This is a genomic window from Streptomyces sp. NPDC020917, assembly GCF_044333795.1.
In the GTDB taxonomy this organism is placed as follows: Bacteria; Actinomycetota; Actinomycetes; order Streptomycetales; family Streptomycetaceae; genus Actinacidiphila.
Genome location: NZ_JBIRRR010000001.1, coordinates 885,055 through 904,004 on the forward strand (window position 1 = coordinate 885,055; position 18,950 = coordinate 904,004).

At 71.9% G+C, this 18,950-nt stretch carries 17 protein-coding genes and 1 rRNA gene; 10 read left to right on the plus strand and 8 right to left on the minus strand.

Going from position 1 to position 18,950, the window contains the following annotated elements; translation table 11 throughout:
• Positions 1 to 8 precede the first annotated feature (8 nt).
• Positions 9 to 1,274, minus strand: coding sequence for a phosphoserine phosphatase SerB (serB, locus tag ACH4TG_RS03820; protein ID WP_398240499.1), 1,266 nt, complete (start codon positions 1,272 to 1,274; stop codon positions 9 to 11).
• Positions 1,275 to 1,599: 325 nt separating this feature from the next.
• Here serB and ACH4TG_RS03825 point away from each other — a divergent pair, with 325 nt between their 5' ends.
• The gene (locus ACH4TG_RS03825; protein ID WP_398240397.1) at positions 1,600 to 4,254 is read left to right on the plus strand and encodes an FHA domain-containing protein; all 2,655 of its coding nucleotides are present in this window, start codon (positions 1,600 to 1,602) and stop codon (positions 4,252 to 4,254) included.
• Between the two features lie 127 nt (positions 4,255 to 4,381).
• On the opposite strand, the gene ACH4TG_RS03830 is transcribed toward ACH4TG_RS03825, so the two are convergent.
• The 3 genes from ACH4TG_RS03830 to ACH4TG_RS03840 form a co-directional block, all read right to left on the minus strand.
• Positions 4,382 to 5,227 carry a transglycosylase SLT domain-containing protein gene (locus ACH4TG_RS03830; RefSeq protein WP_398240399.1) on the minus strand — a complete coding sequence of 282 codons (846 nt, stop codon included), beginning with the start codon at positions 5,225 to 5,227 and terminating at the stop codon, positions 4,382 to 4,384.
• Between the two features lie 332 nt (positions 5,228 to 5,559).
• The gene (locus ACH4TG_RS03835; protein WP_398240401.1) at positions 5,560 to 6,699 is read right to left on the minus strand and encodes an S-adenosylmethionine:tRNA ribosyltransferase-isomerase; all 1,140 of its coding nucleotides are present in this window, start codon (positions 6,697 to 6,699) and stop codon (positions 5,560 to 5,562) included.
• Complete coding sequence (locus ACH4TG_RS03840; RefSeq protein WP_398240403.1) at positions 6,696 to 7,403, minus strand: SDR family NAD(P)-dependent oxidoreductase; 708 nt, start codon at positions 7,401 to 7,403, stop codon at positions 6,696 to 6,698. Before ACH4TG_RS03840 ends, ACH4TG_RS03835 begins: the two co-directional genes overlap by 4 nt.
• A gap of 214 nt (positions 7,404 to 7,617) precedes the next feature.
• Between ACH4TG_RS03840 and ACH4TG_RS03845 the strand changes: the two genes are divergently transcribed.
• Together ACH4TG_RS03845 and ACH4TG_RS03850 are read left to right on the plus strand one after the other, a co-directional pair.
• Complete coding sequence (locus ACH4TG_RS03845; protein WP_398240404.1) at positions 7,618 to 8,769, plus strand: GAF domain-containing sensor histidine kinase; 1,152 nt, start codon at positions 7,618 to 7,620, stop codon at positions 8,767 to 8,769.
• Positions 8,762 to 9,409 (plus strand): response regulator, encoded by a 648-nt coding sequence (locus ACH4TG_RS03850; protein ID WP_398240406.1) that lies wholly within the window; start codon positions 8,762 to 8,764, stop codon positions 9,407 to 9,409. Before ACH4TG_RS03845 ends, ACH4TG_RS03850 begins: the two co-directional genes overlap by 8 nt.
• 34 nt (positions 9,410 to 9,443) lie before the next feature.
• Here the strand turns inward: ACH4TG_RS03850 and ACH4TG_RS03855 are convergent, their stop codons facing one another.
• Positions 9,444 to 10,232 (minus strand): hypothetical protein, encoded by a 789-nt coding sequence (locus ACH4TG_RS03855; RefSeq protein WP_398240408.1) that lies wholly within the window; start codon positions 10,230 to 10,232, stop codon positions 9,444 to 9,446.
• Between the two features lie 122 nt (positions 10,233 to 10,354).
• Here ACH4TG_RS03855 and ACH4TG_RS03860 point away from each other — a divergent pair, with 122 nt between their 5' ends.
• The 4 genes from ACH4TG_RS03860 (at position 10,355) to ACH4TG_RS03875 (ending at position 13,686) form a co-directional block, all read left to right on the plus strand.
• A complete protein-coding gene (locus ACH4TG_RS03860) occupies positions 10,355 to 11,146 on the plus strand; it encodes an ABC transporter ATP-binding protein (protein WP_398240410.1) in 792 nt (263 codons plus the stop codon).
• Positions 11,147 to 11,217: 71 nt separating this feature from the next.
• On the plus strand, positions 11,218 to 11,649 hold the full coding sequence (locus tag ACH4TG_RS03865; protein WP_398240500.1) for an NfeD family protein: 432 nt from the start codon (positions 11,218 to 11,220) through the stop codon (positions 11,647 to 11,649).
• Between the two features lie 138 nt (positions 11,650 to 11,787).
• Positions 11,788 to 12,759, plus strand: coding sequence for an SPFH domain-containing protein (locus tag ACH4TG_RS03870; RefSeq protein ID WP_398240412.1), 972 nt, complete (start codon positions 11,788 to 11,790; stop codon positions 12,757 to 12,759).
• A 159-nt stretch (positions 12,760 to 12,918) separates the two neighbouring features.
• Positions 12,919 to 13,686, plus strand: a complete 768-nt coding sequence (locus ACH4TG_RS03875; RefSeq protein ID WP_398240414.1) for a sulfite exporter TauE/SafE family protein — start codon at positions 12,919 to 12,921, stop codon at positions 13,684 to 13,686.
• 54 nt (positions 13,687 to 13,740) lie between these two features.
• Here ACH4TG_RS03875 and ACH4TG_RS03880 read toward each other — a convergent pair whose 3' ends face one another.
• The 3 genes from ACH4TG_RS03880 to ACH4TG_RS03890 form a co-directional block, all read right to left on the minus strand.
• Positions 13,741 to 14,244 carry an HNH endonuclease gene (locus tag ACH4TG_RS03880; RefSeq protein WP_398240416.1) on the minus strand — a complete coding sequence of 168 codons (504 nt, stop codon included), beginning with the start codon at positions 14,242 to 14,244 and terminating at the stop codon, positions 13,741 to 13,743.
• 586 nt (positions 14,245 to 14,830) lie between these two features.
• Positions 14,831 to 15,370, minus strand: a complete 540-nt coding sequence (locus ACH4TG_RS03885) for a YbhB/YbcL family Raf kinase inhibitor-like protein (RefSeq protein WP_398240417.1) — start codon at positions 15,368 to 15,370, stop codon at positions 14,831 to 14,833.
• 57 nt (positions 15,371 to 15,427) lie between these two features.
• Positions 15,428 to 16,225, minus strand: a complete 798-nt coding sequence (locus tag ACH4TG_RS03890; protein ID WP_398240419.1) for a sporulation protein — start codon at positions 16,223 to 16,225, stop codon at positions 15,428 to 15,430.
• A gap of 94 nt (positions 16,226 to 16,319) precedes the next feature.
• Between ACH4TG_RS03890 and ACH4TG_RS03895 the strand changes: the two genes are divergently transcribed.
• From ACH4TG_RS03895 to ACH4TG_RS03905, 3 genes are all read left to right on the plus strand, one after another.
• Entirely contained in the window at positions 16,320 to 16,991 is a 672-nt protein-coding gene (locus ACH4TG_RS03895) for a DNA-3-methyladenine glycosylase (protein WP_398240421.1), read from the plus strand.
• Between the two features lie 90 nt (positions 16,992 to 17,081).
• A complete protein-coding gene (gene tyrS, locus ACH4TG_RS03900) occupies positions 17,082 to 18,347 on the plus strand; it encodes a tyrosine--tRNA ligase (protein WP_398240423.1) in 1,266 nt (421 codons plus the stop codon).
• Between the two features lie 519 nt (positions 18,348 to 18,866).
• A 16S ribosomal RNA gene (locus ACH4TG_RS03905) occupies positions 18,867 to 18,950 on the plus strand; the annotation flags it as partial.

Below are 18,950 nucleotides of genomic sequence, written 5' to 3' on the forward strand. Positions count from 1 at the left end.
GCCCGGGGTCAGGGGGTGGTCGGCACGCCGTCCAGCGCGTCGGCCGCCTCGACCTCCTCGCGGGTGATCCCCAGCAGGTAGAGGACGGTGTCCAGGAAGGGCACGTTCACCGCGGTGTCCGCCGCCTGGCGGACCAGCGGCTTGGCGTTGAAGGCCACCCCGAGCCCGGCGGCGTTCAGCATGTCCAGGTCGTTCGCGCCGTCGCCGACCGCGACCGTCTGGCTCAGCGGCACCCCCGCCTGCGCGGCGAACTCGCGCAGCAGCCGGGCCTTGCCCGCCCGGTCCACGATCGGCCCGGTCACCCGCCCGGTCAGCCGCCCGTCCACCACCTCCAGGGTGTTGGCGGCGGCGAAGTCCAGCCCCAGCCGCTCCTTGAGGTCGTCCGTCACCTGGGTGAAGCCGCCGGAGACGACGCCGACCTGGTAGCCGAGCCGCTTGAGGGTGCGGATCAGGGTGCGGGCCCCGGGCGTCAGCCGTACCTCGGTGCGGACCTTGTCCACCACCGAGGCGTCCAGCCCGGCCAGCAGGGCGACCCGGGCGTGCAGCGACTGCTCGAAGTCCAGCTCGCCGCGCATCGCCGCCGCCGTCACCCCGGCGACCTCGGCCTCGCAGCCGGCATGGGCGGCGAACAGCTCGATGACCTCGTCCTGGATCACGGTGGAGTCGACATCCATCACGACCAGCCGCTGCGCCCTGCGCTGCAGCCCGGCCGGCACGACCGCCACGTCCACGCCGCGGGCCGCGGCCTGCGGGGCCAGGGCGGAGCGCAGCACCGCAGGCTCCGCGCCCGACACCGCGAACTCCACCGCGGTCACCGGGTACTTGGCGAGCCGGAAGATCCGGTCGATGTTGCCGCCTGCGCCGGTGATCAAAGCCGCTATGGCCGCCGTCGACTCCGCGGTGAGCGGCTGGCCGAGCACCGTCACATGGGAACGGCCCTCGCCGCGCGGGCGGTTGTCGCCGATGCCGGAGATGATCTCGGCCTGCAGCCGCATGCTCTCCGCCCAGCCGTGCACGGTGGCCCGCAGATCGCCCTCCGCGCCACGGGCCGGCGCGGTCACCAGGGCGCAGAGCACGATCCTGCCCCGGGTGACGACCTGCTCGATGTCGACGACGTCCACGCCGTACGCGGCGAGGGTGTCGAACAGCCCGGCGGTGATCCCGGGCCGGTCCTTGCCGAAGATCTTGACCAGAAGGGTGGGAACGTCGGCCGGCGGTACGGCTCCGGGCTCGTCACCGGGGCGGGGGGGCCGGCTCTGCGAGGCGTCGTCCATGTCCATGGTCCCCCCACGTTAACCGGCCCGCGGCCCTCGGCGGCCACCCGTCCCGCGTGCCGGACACCGCAGGTCGCGGCGGCCGCGGCGGGCCGTTCCCCGGCCCGGGGGCGACGTGCGGGGCGGCATGGGGAGCGTCGGCGGTCAATTCCCGTGCGCCCGGCGGGCGTCGGTACTCCCGCCGCTGTGACGCCGGCGTCGTGGAGCCGCCACGGAACCCGCACATGAGGGCGCTTTCTGTTACGAGACCGGGGCCTGCAATAGTTCCTCCCGATGTTCGCTATCCCTAGACTCCCCTCATGGGGGACTACTCGGGGGACAACCAATGGGGCTTGGGGTGCCTGAACTCGTACTCGAATTGAACGGAAAGACCTGGACGCTCGACGCGTCACGGTCGTACAGCCTGGGGCGCGATCCGCAGGGCGACCTCGTCCTCGAGGACGCGCGGGTGTCGTGGCGGCACGCCACCATCCGCCGTGGTGAACGCAGTTGGGTCATCGAGGACCTCGGCAGCACCAACGGCACCTTCGTGCAGGGACAGCGGATCCAGCAGACCGAGGTCGGACCGGGCACCGCCGTCCACCTCGGCAATGCCACGGACGGACCGCGGCTCCAGTTCTCCGCGGCGCAGGCCGCGGCGGCCGCGCCGCCGGCCCAGGCACCGCAGCAGCAGTACCCGCAGCAGGCCGCGTACCCGCCCGCGCAGCAGCCGGCCTACGCGCCCGCCCAGGCCCAGCAGCCGCAGGCGTACGCCGCGCCGCCGGCCCAGGCGCCGCAGCAGCCTGCGGCAGGCGGCTGGGGTGCGCCGCCGGCGCAGGTCCCGCCGCAGCAGCAGCCCGCGTGGGGCGGGGCGCAGCCGCCGCAGGCCCAGCCGGGCATGCCCCACGTCCCGCCGCAGCAGCCGATGCAGCAGCCCGCGCAGCAGCAGGCCCCGCAGCGGCCGGCCGGCGGCGCCCCGGGCTACGGCGACCGCAGCCCGACGACCTTCCACCAGCTCGCCCTGGGCCGCGTGATGAAGATCGGCCGTGCCCTGGAGAACGAGCTGGTCGTCTCCGACCTGCAGGTCTCCCGCTACCACGCCGAGTTCCGCGCGCACCCCGACGGTCGCTACGAGATCGTCGACCTCGGCAGCCACAACGGCACGTACGTCAACGGCCAGGCGATCCAGCGCCACCTGCTGGGCCCCAACGACATCGTCGGCGTCGGCCACTCCACGTTCCGGCTGGTCGGTGACCGGCTCGAGGAGTTCGTCGACACCGGTGACGTCTCCTTCTCGGCCCGCCGCCTGTCGGTGACGGTGCCGCACGGCAAGACGACCAAGACGATCCTCAAGGACGTCTCCTTCGGCGTGCCGGAGAAGTCGCTGATCGGCGTCATCGGCCCGTCCGGCTCCGGCAAGTCCACGCTGCTGCGCGCGCTGACCGGCTACCGGCCGGCCGACCAGGGCGAGGTGCTCTACGACAACCGGAACCTGTACAAGCAGTTCGCCGAGCTGCGGCAGCGCATCGGCCTGGTCCCGCAGGACGACATCCTGCACAAGGAGCTGCAGGTCAGGACCGCGCTGCGGTACGCCGCCAAGCTCCGCTTCCCCGGCGACACCGCGCCCGCCGAGCGTGAGGCCCGGATCAACGAGGTGCTGCGCGAGCTCAAGCTCGACATCCACGCCGACAAGCGGATCACCTCGCTGTCCGGCGGCCAGCGCAAGCGCGTCTCGGTGGCGCTGGAGCTGCTCACCAAGCCGTCGCTGATCTTCCTGGACGAGCCGACCTCCGGCCTCGACCCGGGCATGGACCGCGACGTGATGAAGCTGCTGCGCGGCCTGGCCGACGACGGCAGGACCGTCCTGGTCGTCACCCACTCGGTGGCCGAACTGGCGCTGTGCGACAAGCTGCTGGTGATGGCGCCCGGCGGCTCGGTGGCCTACTTCGGCCCGCCGGACGAGGCGCTGGCGTTCTTCGGCTACGAGACCTGGGCCGACGTCTTCTCGGCGTTCGAGAACTACCGCGACTACGACTGGTCGGGCCGCTGGCGTGGCTCGCAGCACTACCAGACGTATGCGGCAGAGCTGGACTCGGCCGCCCCGCAGCAGGCGCACTACATCCCGCAGCAGGCGGCCCGGCCGGTCAAGGCGCAGAGCTGGGGCTCGCAGCTGTGGACCCTGGTCCGCCGCTACCTGTCGGTGATCATCTCCGACAAGGGCTTCATCGGGCTGATGGTGATCCTGCCGGCGGTGCTGGGCGTGGTCAGCGTGCTGATCCCGGCCGACAGCGGTCTCGGCCCCGGCCCGGTGCGCGCCCACCTCCAGAACAAGGACGCGGGCACCATCCTGATGATCCTCGCGGTGGGCGCCTGCTTCGCGGGCGCGGCCAACTCGGTCCGCGAGCTGATCAAGGAACGGGTGATCTACGAGCGCGAACGCGCGGTCGGCCTGTCCCGCTCCGCGTACCTGATGTCCAAGATCATAGTGCTGGGCCTGATCACGGCCCTGCAGGGCGCCATCATCTGCGGCATCGGCTTCGCGCCGCGCAAGATGCCCGCGGAGGGCGTGGTCCTCACGTCCCACCCGGGCATCGAGATGGCGCTGGTGATCATGACGTTCGGCTTCACCTCGATGATGGTCGGCCTGATCATCTCCTCGCTGGTGAAGACCTCGGAGAAGACCATGCCGCTGCTGGTCATGTTCGCCATCGTGCAGATCGTCTTCACCGGCGTGCTCTTCCAGCTGTTCGGCAAGCCCGGGGTGGAGCAGCTGTCGTGGCTGATGCCGGCCCGCTGGGCGGTCGCCGGCGCGGGTGCCACCGCGAACCTCAACGTCCTGCTGCCGTGGGATCCCACGCACCAGTCGGTCGACCCGCTGTGGAAGCACACGGCCGGCACCTGGACGCTGGACGTCGGCGTCCTGCTGCTGATCGGCGTGCTGTGCGCCTTCGTCGTCGCGCGGCTGCTGCGCCGGCACGAGCCCGAGGTCATGCGCAAGTAGCCCGGTACGCACCGCCGTAGGCGGTCGCGTGCCGCGCGACCGCCGGAACGCGCGCCGCGGAATACGTGAAGGGCGGGGGGACGTCGACGTCCCTCCGCCCTTTCACGTGCCGTGAATTCAGCGCCTGTCAGTAGGCCGAGAACACGTTGTCGATGGTGCCGTAGCGGTGGTACGCGTAGTTGCACGCGGCGGTGATGTTCGCGACCGGGTCGTAGATGTTCCACGAGGTGCCGGAGACGTGGTACGTCTGGAACGTCGGGTCGATCACCTGCAGCAGGCCCTTGGACGGAATGCCCTTGGCCGCGTTGGAGTCCCACAGGTTGATGGCGCTCGGGTTGCCGCTCGACTCGCGGATGATGTTGCGGTAGATGCCGTTGTAGCTGCCCGGGATGCCCTTGGCGGCCATCACGTCGAGCGAGTGGCGGATCCAGCCGTCGAGGTTGTTGGTGTAGGTCTTCGGGGCGGGCGTGGTCGCGGCCACCGGGACGGCCTTGAGGATGGTGCGCTGCTGGGAGCGGTTGGCGACGGCCTTCTCGGCGGCACGCTTGACCGCGGCCTGCTGCGCGGCCTTCTTCGCGGCGGCCTGGACGGCGGCCTTCCTGGCAGCGGCCTTCTCGGCGGCGGCCTTCTTGGCGGCGGCAGCGGAGGCCGCCTTCTTCGCCGCGGCCTCGTCGGCGGCCTTCTTCGCGGCGGCGTCGGCGTCGGCCTTCTTCTGCGCGGCGGCCTTGTCGGCCAGCGCCTTCTGGGCGGCCGAGTCGGTCTTCGGGTCGGTCTTGGGGGCGGGCGTCGTGGCCTGGTCACCGGTGGAGACCTGGTAGCCGGTCGGATCGCCCACAGCGGCAGCGGAGCCCCCGCTGGTCGCCTGGAGACCGGTCACCGTCAGAACGACAGCGGTCGCGGCGGCGGCACCGGCCGCCGTGATCTTGTGCTTCTTGGACAGTTGGCCGATCTTCGGGATCGTCGGGAGCTGCATCTCGGGTTACCTCTTCCGGGTCGGGACCCGAGAATTTTTAGATGTTCGCAAAACGGGGGTCAACGAGCATTCCTACGACCCGAAATCGTAGACAGCAGGGGAATGGGGACGTGATTTTCCCTGTTATCGCCGTGACGGCATGCGTCGCTATTCCACTAAGCCGCTTAGTATGTGACCCACGTCCTATAGGTGACGTCACACGGCGACACCCCCCGCGTCGCGCATGGTGACGAGGGGGGTGCCTTATGTGACGCTTATTCAGAAGCTTTTGAGAATGGGATAGTAGACCAAATCGGGCATACTGGGCACATCGCCCGAAGGTGTCGAAACCCTTAGGGGAGCAGCAGGTTGACGTCCCCGAACTCGTGCCACAGGTACCGCTCCCGCAGGGCCTCGGCGTAGACGCGTTGCAGCAGGTCGTCCCCGCAGATCGCGCGCAGCATCAGCAGGTGCGAGGCCTCCGGTTCGTGGAGCCCGGTCAGCAGCCCGTCCACCACCCTTACCCCGCGCTCCGGGGTGACCACCAGCTCGGTCCACCCGTGCGCCGGGTGCACCACGCCGCGCGGGTCGGCCGCCGACTCCAGGGCGCGCACCGCCGTGGTGCCCACCGCCACCACCCGGCCGCCGGCCGCCCGGGCCGCGTTGACCTGCCACGCGGTGCTCGCCGGCACGGCGTACGGCTCCGCGTACGGCGGCTCGTGCGCCTCGGCGGACGCCACCCCGGTGTGCAGCACGATCGGCGCGACCTGCACGCCCCTGCTGACCAGCTCCGTCACCAGCGAGGAGGTGAAGGGGCGCCCCGCGCTCGGCATCTCCGCGGAGCCCGCGCCGTCCGGCGAGGTCGTGGAGAACACCGTCTGGTAGGCCGACAGCGGCTGGTCCCGCTCGGTGTACGTGTAGCGGATGGGCCGCCCGAACCTGTGGAGATAGTGGTGCATATCGGGCGTACTGGGTTCTGCCACCCACAGCCGGTCGCCAGAGGCGTCGAGCGGGGTCACCAGCCGCAGCCGCGCGCCGCCGCGCAGCCGGACCACCGCCCCGGCCGGGCCGCCGGCCCGGCGCACGGTGGACCCCCGGCCGTCCGGGGTGCGCACCTCCACCACCCAGCGGCCGTCGTCCCGGCGGGTGGAGAAGTGCACCACCACGTCCTCGCCGGGCCCGTCCCCGTCCGCCGCGTCCCCGGCCCGCGCGTCACCGCCGTCCCGCAGCCGGCCGTCCACCGCCGCCGGCAGGGTCCGCGAGGTGTTCACCACCAGCACGTCGCCGGCCCGCAGCAGCCGCGGCAGCTCACGGAAGCCGTGGTGCGTCGCCGTGCCGGCGCCCCGGCGGCCGACGAGCAGCCGCACCGCGTCCCGCCGCGGCGCCGGCACCCGCGCCAGCAGCTCGGGCGGCACGGTCAGCCCGCCCAGGCCCGACGCGTCCACCCGGTCGGCCTCCTCGTCGCACGTCACGCAGGTGATCGCCGTGGTCATCGCCCCTCCAGCAGTGCGGAGGCCGTGTAGCGGCCGCTCGCGGCCTTCTCGTCCAGCAGCCGGAGGAACGCCGGCACGACCTGCTCCGGCAGCGTGCGCGCCTCGAAGTCCGGGTCGTCGGGAACCGCCGCCGCGTACAGCCCGGTCCGCAGGTCACCCGGGTCGACCCACCAGACCCGGACGTCCGGCTCCTCCTCGGCCAGTACCGCCGACAGCTGCTCCAGAGCCGCCTTGCTGGCCCCGTACCCGCCCCACGTGGGGTACGCCTCCACCGCGGCGTCCGAGCTGACGTTGACCACCGCCCCGCCGGCCGCGCGCAGGGCCGGCAGCACCGCCCGCACCAGCGCCAGCGGAGCCGTCACATTGGTCTCCAGCGCGCCGCGCAGGCCCTCATCGGACAGCTCGGCGAGCGGCACCAGAGGCTCCGCGCCGAGCGCGCTGGCGTTGTTCACCAGCAGGTCCACCCCGCCGAGCGCCTCGGCGGCCGCGACCAGCTCCGCCCGGTGCGCGGGATCCGTGACGTCCCCCGGCCGCGCCTCGACGCGGACCGGTGGCGGCGCCCCGCGCTCCAGGTCGGCGGCGGCCGCCCGCAGCACGTCCGCGTTCCGCCCGTCCAGTACGAGGTCCCAGCCCCGGCCCGCCAGCCCTTCGGCCAGGGCCCGCCCCAGTCCCCGCGACGCCCCCGTGATGATCGCTACCGGCATGATCCGCCTCCCAGTCACGGCCTGACGGCCGGGCCTCAGCTCGCGCCCGGCACCACCGCCGGACGACCTGGCTTCACCGTAGGAACGCCGGGCGGCGCGCCGCCTCGGCCGCCCGTCGCAGGCGGCCGGGGCACTTGGGACTAGGACCGACGGCCGAGGACGGTCCGTCCGGCGGCGCATACGGGCTGTCACCCGCCGCAGGTACGGTGGAGGCATGTCCACCCGGGCGCCGAGAGGCGGAATCGAAGCGGTCAGCGCCGCTGTCCTGGCGATGAACCGCACGCTGGAGGTGCGCGAGGTCCTGCAGACCATTGTCGCCTCCGCCCGCGAGCTGCTCGGCGCCGAGTACGCCGCCCTCGGCGTGCCCGACGACCACGGCGGCTTCGCCCAGTTCGTGGTGGACGGCGTCAGCGACGCGCAGTGGAAGGCCATCGGCCCGCTGCCCCGGCAGCACGGCGTACTGGCGGCCATGCTCCACGAGGGCACCCCGCAGCGCCTGGCGGACGTCCGCGACTTCGACAGCTTCGCCGGCTGGCCCCGCGCCCACCCGGTGATGACGGACTTCATCGGCATGCCCATCGTCGACGGCGACGAGATCCTCGGCGCCGTCTTCCTGGCCAACAAGCAGTGCGCGCCCACGACCGAGGGCGGCTGCGGCTTCACCCAGGCCGACGAGGACCTGCTGCGGATCCTCGCCGACCACGCCGCCATCGCGCTGACCAACGCCCGGCTGCACGAGCGCAGCCGGGAGCTGACGCTCGCCGGGGAGCGCGCCCGCATCGCGCACGAGCTGCACGACGCGGTCTCCCAGAAGCTGTTCTCGCTGCGGCTGACCGCGCAGGCCGCGGCCGCCCTGGTCGACGGGAACCCGGGCCGCGCCAAGGAGGAGATCCGGCAGGTCGCCGCGCTCGCCGCGGAGGCCGCCGACGAGCTGCGCGCGGTCGTGGTCGAGCTGCGGCCCGCCGCGCTGGACGACGACGGCCTGGTCGCCACCCTGCGGACCCAGGCCGACGTGCTGGACCGGGTGCACACCGCGGGCGTCACCTTCCACGCCATCCAGGTGCGGGCGCTGCCCTCCTCGCAGGAGGAGGCGCTGCTGCGGGTCGCCCAGGAGGCGCTGCACAACGCCCTGCGGCACGCCGACGCCGGCACCGTCAGCGTGACGCTCGAAGGGCGCGGCAAGGGCGCCCTGCTGCGGATCCGCGACGACGGCCGGGGCTTCGACCCCACGGCCGTGCGGCGGGCCGGACGGCACCTGGGCCTGGTGTCGATGCGGGACCGGGCCGACGGAGTCGGCGGCCGGCTGACTGTGGAATCGGAGCCCGGCAAGGGCACCGTCATCGAGATGGAGGTGCCCGGTGGCTGACAACGTCATCCGCGTGCTGCTGGTCGACGACCACCAGGTGGTCCGGCGCGGGCTGCGTACGTTCCTCGAGGTGCAGGGCGACATCGAGGTCGTCGGCGAGGCGGGCGACGGCGCCGAGGGCGTCGCCCGCGCGCAGGAGCTGCGGCCCGACGTGATCCTCATGGACGTGAAGATGCCGGGCACCGACGGCATAGCGGCGCTGCAACTGCTGCGGGACGCCGGCAACCAGGCGCGCGTGCTGATCGTGACCAGCTTCACCGAGCAGCGCACCGTGGTGCCCGCGCTGCGGGCCGGCGCCGCCGGATACGTCTACAAGGACGTCGACCCCGTCGCGCTCGCCGACGCCATCCGCTCGGTCCACGCCGGCCATGTGCTGCTGCAGCCCGAGGTGGCCGGGGCGCTCCTCGCCCAGGACAACGCGGGCGGCGGCACGGGCCGGGCCAACACCCTCACCGACCGCGAGCGCGAGGTACTGGCGCTGATCGCGGACGGCCGCTCCAACCGGGAGATCGCCCGCGCGCTGGTCCTCTCCGAGAAGACGGTGAAGACGCACGTCTCCAACATCCTCATGAAGCTCGACCTCGCCGACCGCACCCAGGCCGCGCTGTGGGCGGTCCGCAACGGCGTCGGCAACACGTAGGAGCCTCCCGAGCAGTCCGGGGCCCTGCGAGGCCCTACGGCCGGCGGCGGTCCATCTCCTCGACGTACGCGTTGTAGGCGGCGACCTGGGCGCGGCGCGCCGTCCTCTCCACCGGGCGCAGCAGATCGGAGCGCGCCGCGATCTGCGACGCGCTCACCGCGGCCCCGTGGCCGTCGCCGGCGATCACCACCAGGGCCGCCACCCGCTGGGCCAGCTCCAGCACGCGGACCGCCCGCGGCGGATAGCCGGGGGCGAGAACCTCGCGGCCGCGCGCGGCCCGCGCCCGGTACGCCTCCAGCGCGGCCTGCGCGGCGGGACCCGCGCCGGCCACGTCCATCTGCGACAGCGCCTCGGTGGCATCCCGCAGCGCCTCCGCCAGCTCGCGCTCCGCCTCGCCCAGCGACGGCACGTCGGCCGGCGGGGCGTCCCGCACGGCCACGCACTGCCACTCCACGTCCACGTGCAGATCGCCGGCCGGGCCGGCCTCGTGCACCTCGGGCACCAGCCCGAGCGATACCGCGCCGACGGTCAGCACCGCCTCCCCGGCGGCCATCGCCCGCGTGTTGAACTCGGGCGGCCCGCTGAGGCCCAGCGGATGCCCCGCCACGGGCAGCGCGAGCCGCAGGCCGGTCACGCCCAGCGCCCGCAGCCGGCCCAGGCCCAGCGTCAGGCCCACCGGCGCGTGCTCTCCAGGCAGCCCGGAGATCCGGTGGACCGCGTCGTCCGCCGTGATCCGCTCGGCGACGTCATCCGGTGCGGCAAGTCCGGCAAGCAGGGCATTTCCCCACGCCGTCAGCCGTCCTGAGCGAGGTTCATCAAGCATGCCCCCAGCCTATGGACTGGGACGGGTGTGCGGTGGCGTAAGTTTTCCCAGGGGGTTCCTTCTGGCCCGTGCCGAGGCCGGCACACCGGACTGCCGAGACTGCAATGGGAGACAACGCGCTCATGAGCGATGTACTGGAGCTGGTGGACGTATCCGTGGTCCGCGACGGACGGGCTCTGGTGGACCAGGTCTCGTGGTCGGTGGCCGAGGGGGAGCGCTGGGTGATCCTGGGCCCCAACGGAGCGGGCAAGACCACCCTGCTCAACGTCGCCTCCAGCTACCTGTTCCCCACCACCGGCACGGTCCAGATCCTCGGCGACAAGCTCGGCGGCGTCGACGTCTTCGAGCTGCGCCCGCGGATCGGCATGGCCGGCGCGGCCATGGCGGAGAAGATGCCGCGCCGCCAGACCGTCCTGGAGACCGTCCTCACCGCCGCGTACGGCATGACCGCCACCTGGCACGAGGGCTACGAGAAGGTCGACGAGGACCGCGCCCGCGCCTTCCTCGACCGGCTGGGCATGAGCGAGTTCCTCGACCGGAAGTTCGGCACCCTGTCCGAGGGCGAGCGCAAGCGCACCCTGATCGCCCGCGCGATGATGTCCGACCCCGAGCTGCTGCTGCTCGACGAGCCCGCCGCCGGCCTCGACCTCGGCGGCCGCGAGGACCTGGTCCGCCGCCTCGGCCGGCTCGCCCGCGACCCCATCGCCCCCTCCATGATCATGGTCACCCACCACGTCGAGGAGATCGCGCCCGGCTTCACCCACGTCCTGATGATCCGTCAGGGCAAGGTGGTGGCCGCCGGCCCGATCGCCGACGAGCTGACCTCCCGCAACCTCTCGATCTGCTTCGGCCTGCCGCTCGTCGTGGAGAGCCGCGGCGACCGCTGGACCGCCGCCGGCCTGCCCCTGTCATAACCGCACCGAACCCCTCATCCCACCCGCGGAACGCTCAAGGGCCTGCCCGAACAGGGGTGTTGGCCCCTACGATTGACCGCGTGGACGCATGGGTGTGGTGGTTGATAGCCGCGGTGGGGCTGGGCATCCCGCTGGTGATCACGGCAATGCCCGAATTCGGCATGTTCGCGGTCGGCGCGGTGGCCGGCGCGGTCACGGCCGGACTCGGCGGCGGCATCGTGGCCCAGGTGATCGTCTTCGTCGTGGTGTCGGTGGCCCTGCTGGTGTTCGTACGGCCGCTGGCCTACCGCAACCGCCAGCGCCCCGAGCAGCGCAGCGGGATCGAGGCCCTCAAGGGCAAGCAGGCCGTGGTGCTGGAACGCGTCGACGGCGGCGCCAGCGGCCGGATCAAGCTCGCCGGGGAGATCTGGTCGGCGCGATCCCTGGAGAGCGGCCGGGTCTTCGACCCGGGACAGCACGTGGACGTGGTGGAGATCGACGGAGCGACCGCAGTCGTCATGTAGCAGCGGTGCCAAGCGCGGGCAACAGGGCGCCGGGCGTGGGGAATTCGCCGATCCCCGCCCCCAGCGCGCCTACCGTCTGCGACAATTGATCATGTCGTCGTACGTGACAGATCCGGCTCAACCGGCGCGGGAGCGGCTATGCAGCCCATCATCATCGTCCTCATCATCCTGGTGGTGCTCGTCTTCATCGCGCTGATCAAGACGGTCCAGGTGATCCCGCAGGCCAGCGCCGCGATCGTCGAGCGCTTCGGCCGCTACACCCGGACCCTCAGCGCGGGACTGAACATCGTCGTCCCGTTCATCGACACCATCCGCAACCGGATCGACCTGCGCGAGCAGGTCGTGCCGTTCCCGCCGCAGCCGGTGATCACCCAGGACAACCTGGTGGTCAACATCGACACCGTCATCTACTACCAGGTCACCGACGCCCGCGCCGCGACCTACGAGGTCGCCAGCTACATCCAGGCGATCGAGCAGCTGACCGTCACCACGCTGCGCAACATCATCGGCGGCATGGACCTGGAGCGCACCCTCACCTCCCGCGAGGAGATCAACGCGGCACTGCGCGGCGTGCTCGACGAGGCGACCGGCAAGTGGGGCATCCGCGTCAACCGCGTCGAGCTCAAGGCCATCGAACCGCCCACCTCCATCCAGGACTCGATGGAGAAGCAGATGCGCGCCGACCGCGACAAGCGCGCCGCGATCCTCACCGCCGAAGGCGTCCGCCAGTCCCAGATCCTCACGGCCGAGGGCGAGAAGCAGTCCCAGATCCTGCGCGCCGAAGGTGAGGCCAAGGCCGCCGCGCTGCGCGCCGAGGGCGAGGCGCAGGCGATCCGCACGGTCTTCGAGTCCATCCACGCCGGCGACCCCGACCAGAAGCTGCTCGCCTACCAGTACCTGCAGATGCTGCCGAAGATCGCCGAGGGCGACGCCAACAAGCTCTGGATCATCCCCAGCGAACTCAACGACGCGCTCAAGGGACTCGGCGGCATCGTCAACATCCCCGGCATGTCCGGCGGAGGCGGCGGCAACGGCGGCGGCAACAGCGGCGGGAACCCGTCGGCCATGCCGGCACCGCGCCGCGAGTCGCCCCACTTCGACAAGGACTGACCGCGGCCGCGGCCGCGGCGGCGGACCGGGACCGGACCGGCCCGGTGGCAGGGACGGCCCGCACGACCTTCGACAACCCCACCGCACGGCTGACATGATCACACCGCACCCCTCGACCTCCATGGCGGGGAGGCTGCACCGAGATCATGGAGAGTCCTCATGTCCCCAGCAGAAGCAGTGGCCGTCCTCGCGGCCGGCGTGGGCGCGGGCACGATCAACACCATCGTCGGGTCGGGAACGCTGATCACCTTCCCCGTCCTGCTCGCCGTCGGCCTGCCGCCCGTCACCGCGAACGTCTCCAACGCCCTCGGGCTCGTGCCCGGTTCGGTGGCCGGTGCCATCGGCTACCGCAGCGAACTGGCCGGGCAGCGCGAACGCGTGCTGCGCCTCGGCACCGTGTGCCTGATCGGCGGCGCCGCCGGCGCCATGCTCCTGGTCACGCTGCCGTCCAAGGCGTTCGACGCGATCGTCCCGGTCCTCATCGGCCTCGCCCTCGTCCTCGTCGTCCTGCAGCCCCGCCTCGCCCGCGTCGTGCAGGCCCGCAGGGACGCCCACGGCGGCAGCGCCCCTGCCCACGGCGGCCCGGTGCTGCTGCTCGGGATGCTCCTCGCCAGCATGTACGGCGGCTACTTCGGCGCCGCCCAGGGCGTCCTCTACCTGTCCCTGATGGGCCTGCTGCTCGACGAGTCCCTGCAGCGCGTCAACGGCCTCAAGAACGTCCTGGCCGCCATAGTCAACGGCATCGCCGCGCTCTTCTTCATCGTCGTCGCCCACATGGACTGGGCTGCGGTGGGCCTGATCGCCGCCGGCGCCACCGTCGGCGGCATGGTCGGCGCCCGCGTGGGCCGCCGCCTGCCGCCCGCGGCCCTGCGCGGCCTCATCGTGGTCGTCGGCGTCGTGGCCATCGTCCAACTGGCCCTGAAATGACGGGCGGGCGGAACGCCGTGCGTTCCGCCCGCGCCGGGCCCCCGCGGGCCCCGCCTAAGCCGGGAGGGCCAGCCACTCCGGCAGGCTCGCCCGGTCCCGCACCCCCAGCGCCAGCAGCAGCGCGTCCGCCGGCGTCGGCTCGAACGGCCGCACCAGCAGCAGCATCCCCGCCTGCTCCGGCGTACGGTCCGCCTTCAGCTGGTTGTCCTCCGCGCAGGCCGCCACCGTGTTCAGCCAGGTGTCCCCACCCCCGCGCGACTTCGGCTGCACGTGGTCGACGGTCGTGGCCCGCCGCCCGCAGTACGCGCACCGGTGCCGGTCACGCACCAGCACACCCCGCCGCGACCACGGCGCCCGTTGTCGGAACGGCACCCGCACGTACCGGCAGAGCCGGATGACCTGCGGCACCGGGACGTCGACGTCGGCGGCGCGGACGCGCAGCCCGGGATGCGCCTGCTCGACGACCGCCTTGTCCTGCATGACCAGGACCACGGCCCGCCGCAGCGACACCGTCGACAGCGGCTCGAAACTCGCATTCAGCACCAGCGTCTCGCGCATCTCCGCCCACCTCCCGGGCCCCGTTCGCCCCCCACGGGCGAAGTGGGTCCACTGTGCCCGCGGGCTCATCCGGGGACAACGCAATTTCCCCACGGAGGACGGCGGATGACCGGAGAAGGGCATTCCGGCAAAGCTCCGCGGAAGTTCCGGGAAAGGCAGCGCCGCTGCCGCGAGCGGAAAGCGGAACGGAAACGGGGGACGGGACGGGAAACGCAGCGAAGGGAGACGGGAAAACGGGGGAGCGGCGGACGAGGCGGGGCAGGCCACGGGCGCCGGGCGAAGGAGAACGCCTGCGCCCCGGATGCCGTCCCCCGTGAGACGGACACCCGGAGCGCGTCAGCCGGCGCGGACGCCCGGGTACGGTCCCGGACTCCGGCAGGCGGCCGGGGCACGGCGGACCGCACCCCCGGCCGTTCGGGCACGGGAGGGATCCGTCGCGCGACGCACCGCCGCCCCCGCCGCAGCGGTGCCGGCCACCCGGGACAGGGTCCGCCCGGGCGCATGTTCCGGGTGGCCGCGTCACCGGGCTCGCACCACTGTGCGTCGCCCGGCGCCACGCTGCAACGCAATAACCGGGACGGCCGCCTCAGCCGCCCGCCGGCACCTCGTACTCGCCGATCAGCTGCGCCCGCGCGAGCGTGTGGAAGCGGAGGTTGAAGCCCACCACCGCAGGCGATGCGCTCGCGTCGGGTCCGAGCTTCTCCGCGTCCACCGCGTACACGGTGAACACATACCGGTGCGGACCGTCCCCGGGCGGCGGCGCGGCCCCGCCGAAGTCGAACGAGCCGTAGTCGTTGCGCACCTGCACCGCACCCGCCGGCAGCCCGGCGAAGTTCCCGGTACCCGCGCCGCGCGGCAGCTCCGTCACCGACGCCGGGATGTCGAACACCACCCAGTGCCAGAAGCCGCTGCCGGTCGGCGCGTCCGGGTCGTAGCAGGTGACCGCGAAACTCTGCGTCCCCTCAGGGAAGCCCTCCCAGCGCAGGTGCGGCGACGTGTTGCCCGCCGCGAACACCTGATCGTCCTTCAGCGTCGCGCCCGGCGACACGTCGTCACTGACCACCGTGAACGCCGGAACCGGCGGATGGAAGTCATGGGGGAGCGGCCGCCGCGCTTGCTCGGTCACCTCGACACCTCCTGATCGCATGCCACAGCCAAAGCCTTCGCAGGCGAGCCTAGAACCCTAGAACCAGTTCCGCTTGGCACCCACCTCGGCGAGCCACTGGTGCAGGTACGCCGCCCAGTCCGTCTCCTCGAACGCGTGCAGGCTCATCGTGAACGACCGGTGCGTGTCACTGCCGGTGCTGAACAGCCCCGGCTTCTTGTCCATCTCCAGCACCACGTCCATCTCGCCGCCGTCCGCCACGAACGTCAGCTCCACCTCTTTCAGCCCGGGGTACTGGCTCGGCACCCGGAACTCGATCTCCTGGTAGAAGGGCAGCCGCTGCCTCGTGTGATGCAGGTGCCCCTTCTCCAGGTCGGCGCTCTTGAAGGCGAACCCCAGCTGCCCGAACGCGTCCAGCAGGGCCTGCTGGGCCGGCAGCGGATGGACGTTCACCGGGTCGAGATCGCCCTTGTCCACCGCCCTGGCGATCGCCAGCTCCGTGGTGACCCCCACGTTCATCCCGGTCAGATGCCGGCCCAGGAACATCGTCACCGGCGTCTCCCACGGGACCTCCAGCGTGAAGGGCACCTGGTGCACGGCGCCCGGCTGGAGCACGAACTCCCCGCCGATCTGCTCCCGGTGGAACTCGATGTTCTGGTGGTACTCGCTCGTGTTGCCCTGCGCGTCCCGGCGCTCCACCTCGACCCGTGCCTGCAGGCCCACCGACAGCCCCTGGATCCGCTGCTCGACCGAGCCGCCCTGGACGCGCACCTCGCCGTGGACCGCGCCACCGGGTTCCACGTCCGCCTGCACCAGCTCGGTCTCCACCGACGCGCCGCCCGCACCCAGGCTCGCCATCAGCTTCTTGAACCCCATGCCCTCACCTCTCGGTTTGCCGCCTCTTGCACAGATCTTGGCGAAGACTACGAACGCCAGGCGCCGCCGCCTGGTTCCACTACGCTCGGTCCCCGTGATCACCGCACCCGGCAGGACACCGCTGCCCCGGTCCTTCTTCGACCGGCCCGTCCTGGAGATCGCCCCCGACCTCCTGGGCCGCGTCCTGGTACGGGCCACCGACGACGGCCCCATCGAACTGCGGCTCACCGAGGTCGAGGCGTACGACGGCCCCAACGACCCCGGCTCCCACGCCTACCGCGGCCGCACCGACCGCAACGCCGTGATGTTCGGCCCGCCGGGACACACCTACGTCTACTTCACCTACGGCATGTGGCACTGCCTGAACCTGGTCTGCGGACCGGAGGGACGGCCGAGCGGGGTCCTGCTGCGAGCCGGCGAGATCATCGCCGGCGCCGGCCTCGCCCGCGTCCACCGGCCCACCTCGCGCAAGGACAGCGACCTCGCCCAGGGCCCGGCCCGGCTCGCTACCGCCCTCGTCGTCGACCGCACCCTGAACGGCGCCGACGCCTGCTCCGACGGCTCCGGGCCGTTCCGCATCCTGGCCGGCGCCCCGCCCGCCCCCAGCGCGGTCCGCACCGGCCCGCGCACCGGCGTCGGCGGCGAGGGCGCCGCCCACCCCTGGCGCTACTGGATCGACGGCGACCCCACGGTCAGTCCCTACCGCGCCCACGCCCCGCGCAGGCGCGGCGAAACCACGGAGCGCCCGGGACCCGGGAGCGCGTAGGCTCGGACCTGGCTGTAGCCGCACCCCTGAGCACGACCCCTTCAGCTGGCCCCGCGGGGGCCGGCCCTTGGTATGAGGAGACACGGAACCGTGACGGACATCGTCGACGAGCTGCAGTGGCGCGGGCTGATCGCCGTATCCACTGACGAGGACGCACTGCGCAAGGCGTTCGCGGACGGCCCCGTCACGGTCTATTGCGGCTTCGACCCCACCGCCCCCAGCCTCCACCTCGGCAACCTGGTCCAGATCCTCACCCTGCGGCGGCTCCAGCACGCCGGCCACCGGCCGCTCGGCCTGGTCGGCGGGGCCACCGGCCTGATCGGCGACCCCAAGCCCACCGCCGAGCGGACGCTGAACGACCCGGCGGTCGTCGCCGAGTGGGTGGGGCGGGTCCGCGCCCAGATCGAGCCCTTCCTCTCCTTCGAGGGGCCCAACGCGGCGGTCATGGTCAACAACCTGGACTGGACGTCCGGCCTGTCCGCGATCGAGTTCCTGCGCGACGTCGGCAAGCACTTCCGGGTGAACAAGATGATCGCCAAGGAGGCGGTGTCCCGCCGGCTCAACTCCGACCAGGGCATCAGCTACACGGAGTTCAGCTACCAGATCCTCCAGGGCATGGACTTCCTGGAGCTCTACCGGCGCCACGGCTGCACCATGCAGACCGGCGGCAGCGACCAGTGGGGCAACCTCACCGCGGGCATCGACCTGATCCACCGGGTCGAGGGCGCCTCGGTGCACGCGCTGGCCACGCCGCTGATCACCAAGGCCGACGGCACCAAGTTCGGCAAGACCGAGGGCGGCGCCGTCTGGCTCGACCCCGAGATGACCACGCCGTACGCCTTCTACCAGTTCTGGCTGAACGCCGACGACCGCGACATCTCCACCTTCGTCCGCATCTTCAGCTTCAAGTCGCGCGAGGAGATCGAGGAGCTGGAGCGCTCCACGGCCGAGCGCCCGCAGGCGCGTGCCGCCCAGCGCGCGCTCGCGGAGGAGCTGACCACGCTGGTGCACGGCGCCGAGCAGTGCACCGCGGTCGTCGCCGCGTCCAGGGCACTTTTCGGCCAGGGGGACCTCGCGGAGCTGGACGAGCGCACGCTGGCCGCCGCCCTGAGCGAGCTGCCCCGGGCCCAGGTCAGCGAACTCGCTCCGGTCGCCGACCTGCTGGCTGCCGTCGAGCTGGTCCCCAGCAAGTCCGCCGCCCGCCGCACCATCAAGGAGGGCGGCGCCTACCTGAACAACGCCAAGGTGGAGACCGAGGACGCGGTGCCGGCCGCAGCCGACCTGCTGCACGGCCGCTGGCTGGTGTTGCGGCGGGGCAAGCGCAACCTCGGCGCGGTCGAACTCACCGCGGGCTGACCCGGGCTGACGCCCCGTCGGCCGGTGAGGCCGAAAATATACGTTTGAGCGACGGCTGAGCTTGACTCGGCCGTCGCTCGTGCGTAATGTAGATCGAGCCGCTGAAACGGTGGGACGGGTTCACCCGGACCCCATCGGACGAGCGGCCACCCACTACCTACGACTTCCCGTTCATCGGGTCGAATTTTGGTGCGCCAAAATTCAATTCGATGAGGCCGATTAGGAAACGGCCAGGGAATCGGGTACGGTGGGAACACAACGAAGGGAAAGCCCGGAGGGGACCTGAAAAGGCCACCGAAGGCAGCTTCCGTTCCTTGAGAACTCAACAGCGTGCCAAAAGTCAACGCCAGATATGTTGATACCCCGTCCCTCACGGATTCATCCGTGGTGGATGAGGTTCCTTTGAAAGTCCTTCCCGTTGCTGGGAAGGCAATACACAGCGAGGACGCTGTGCACTGCGGGGATTATTCCTCCTCGCGGTGCCGCTCTTTCGTGTGTTGCCGGGATTACCCGGAAGCATTCACGGAGAGTTTGATCCTGGCTCAGGACGAACGCTGGCGGCGTGCTTAACACATGCAAGTCGAACGGTGAAGCCCTTCGGGG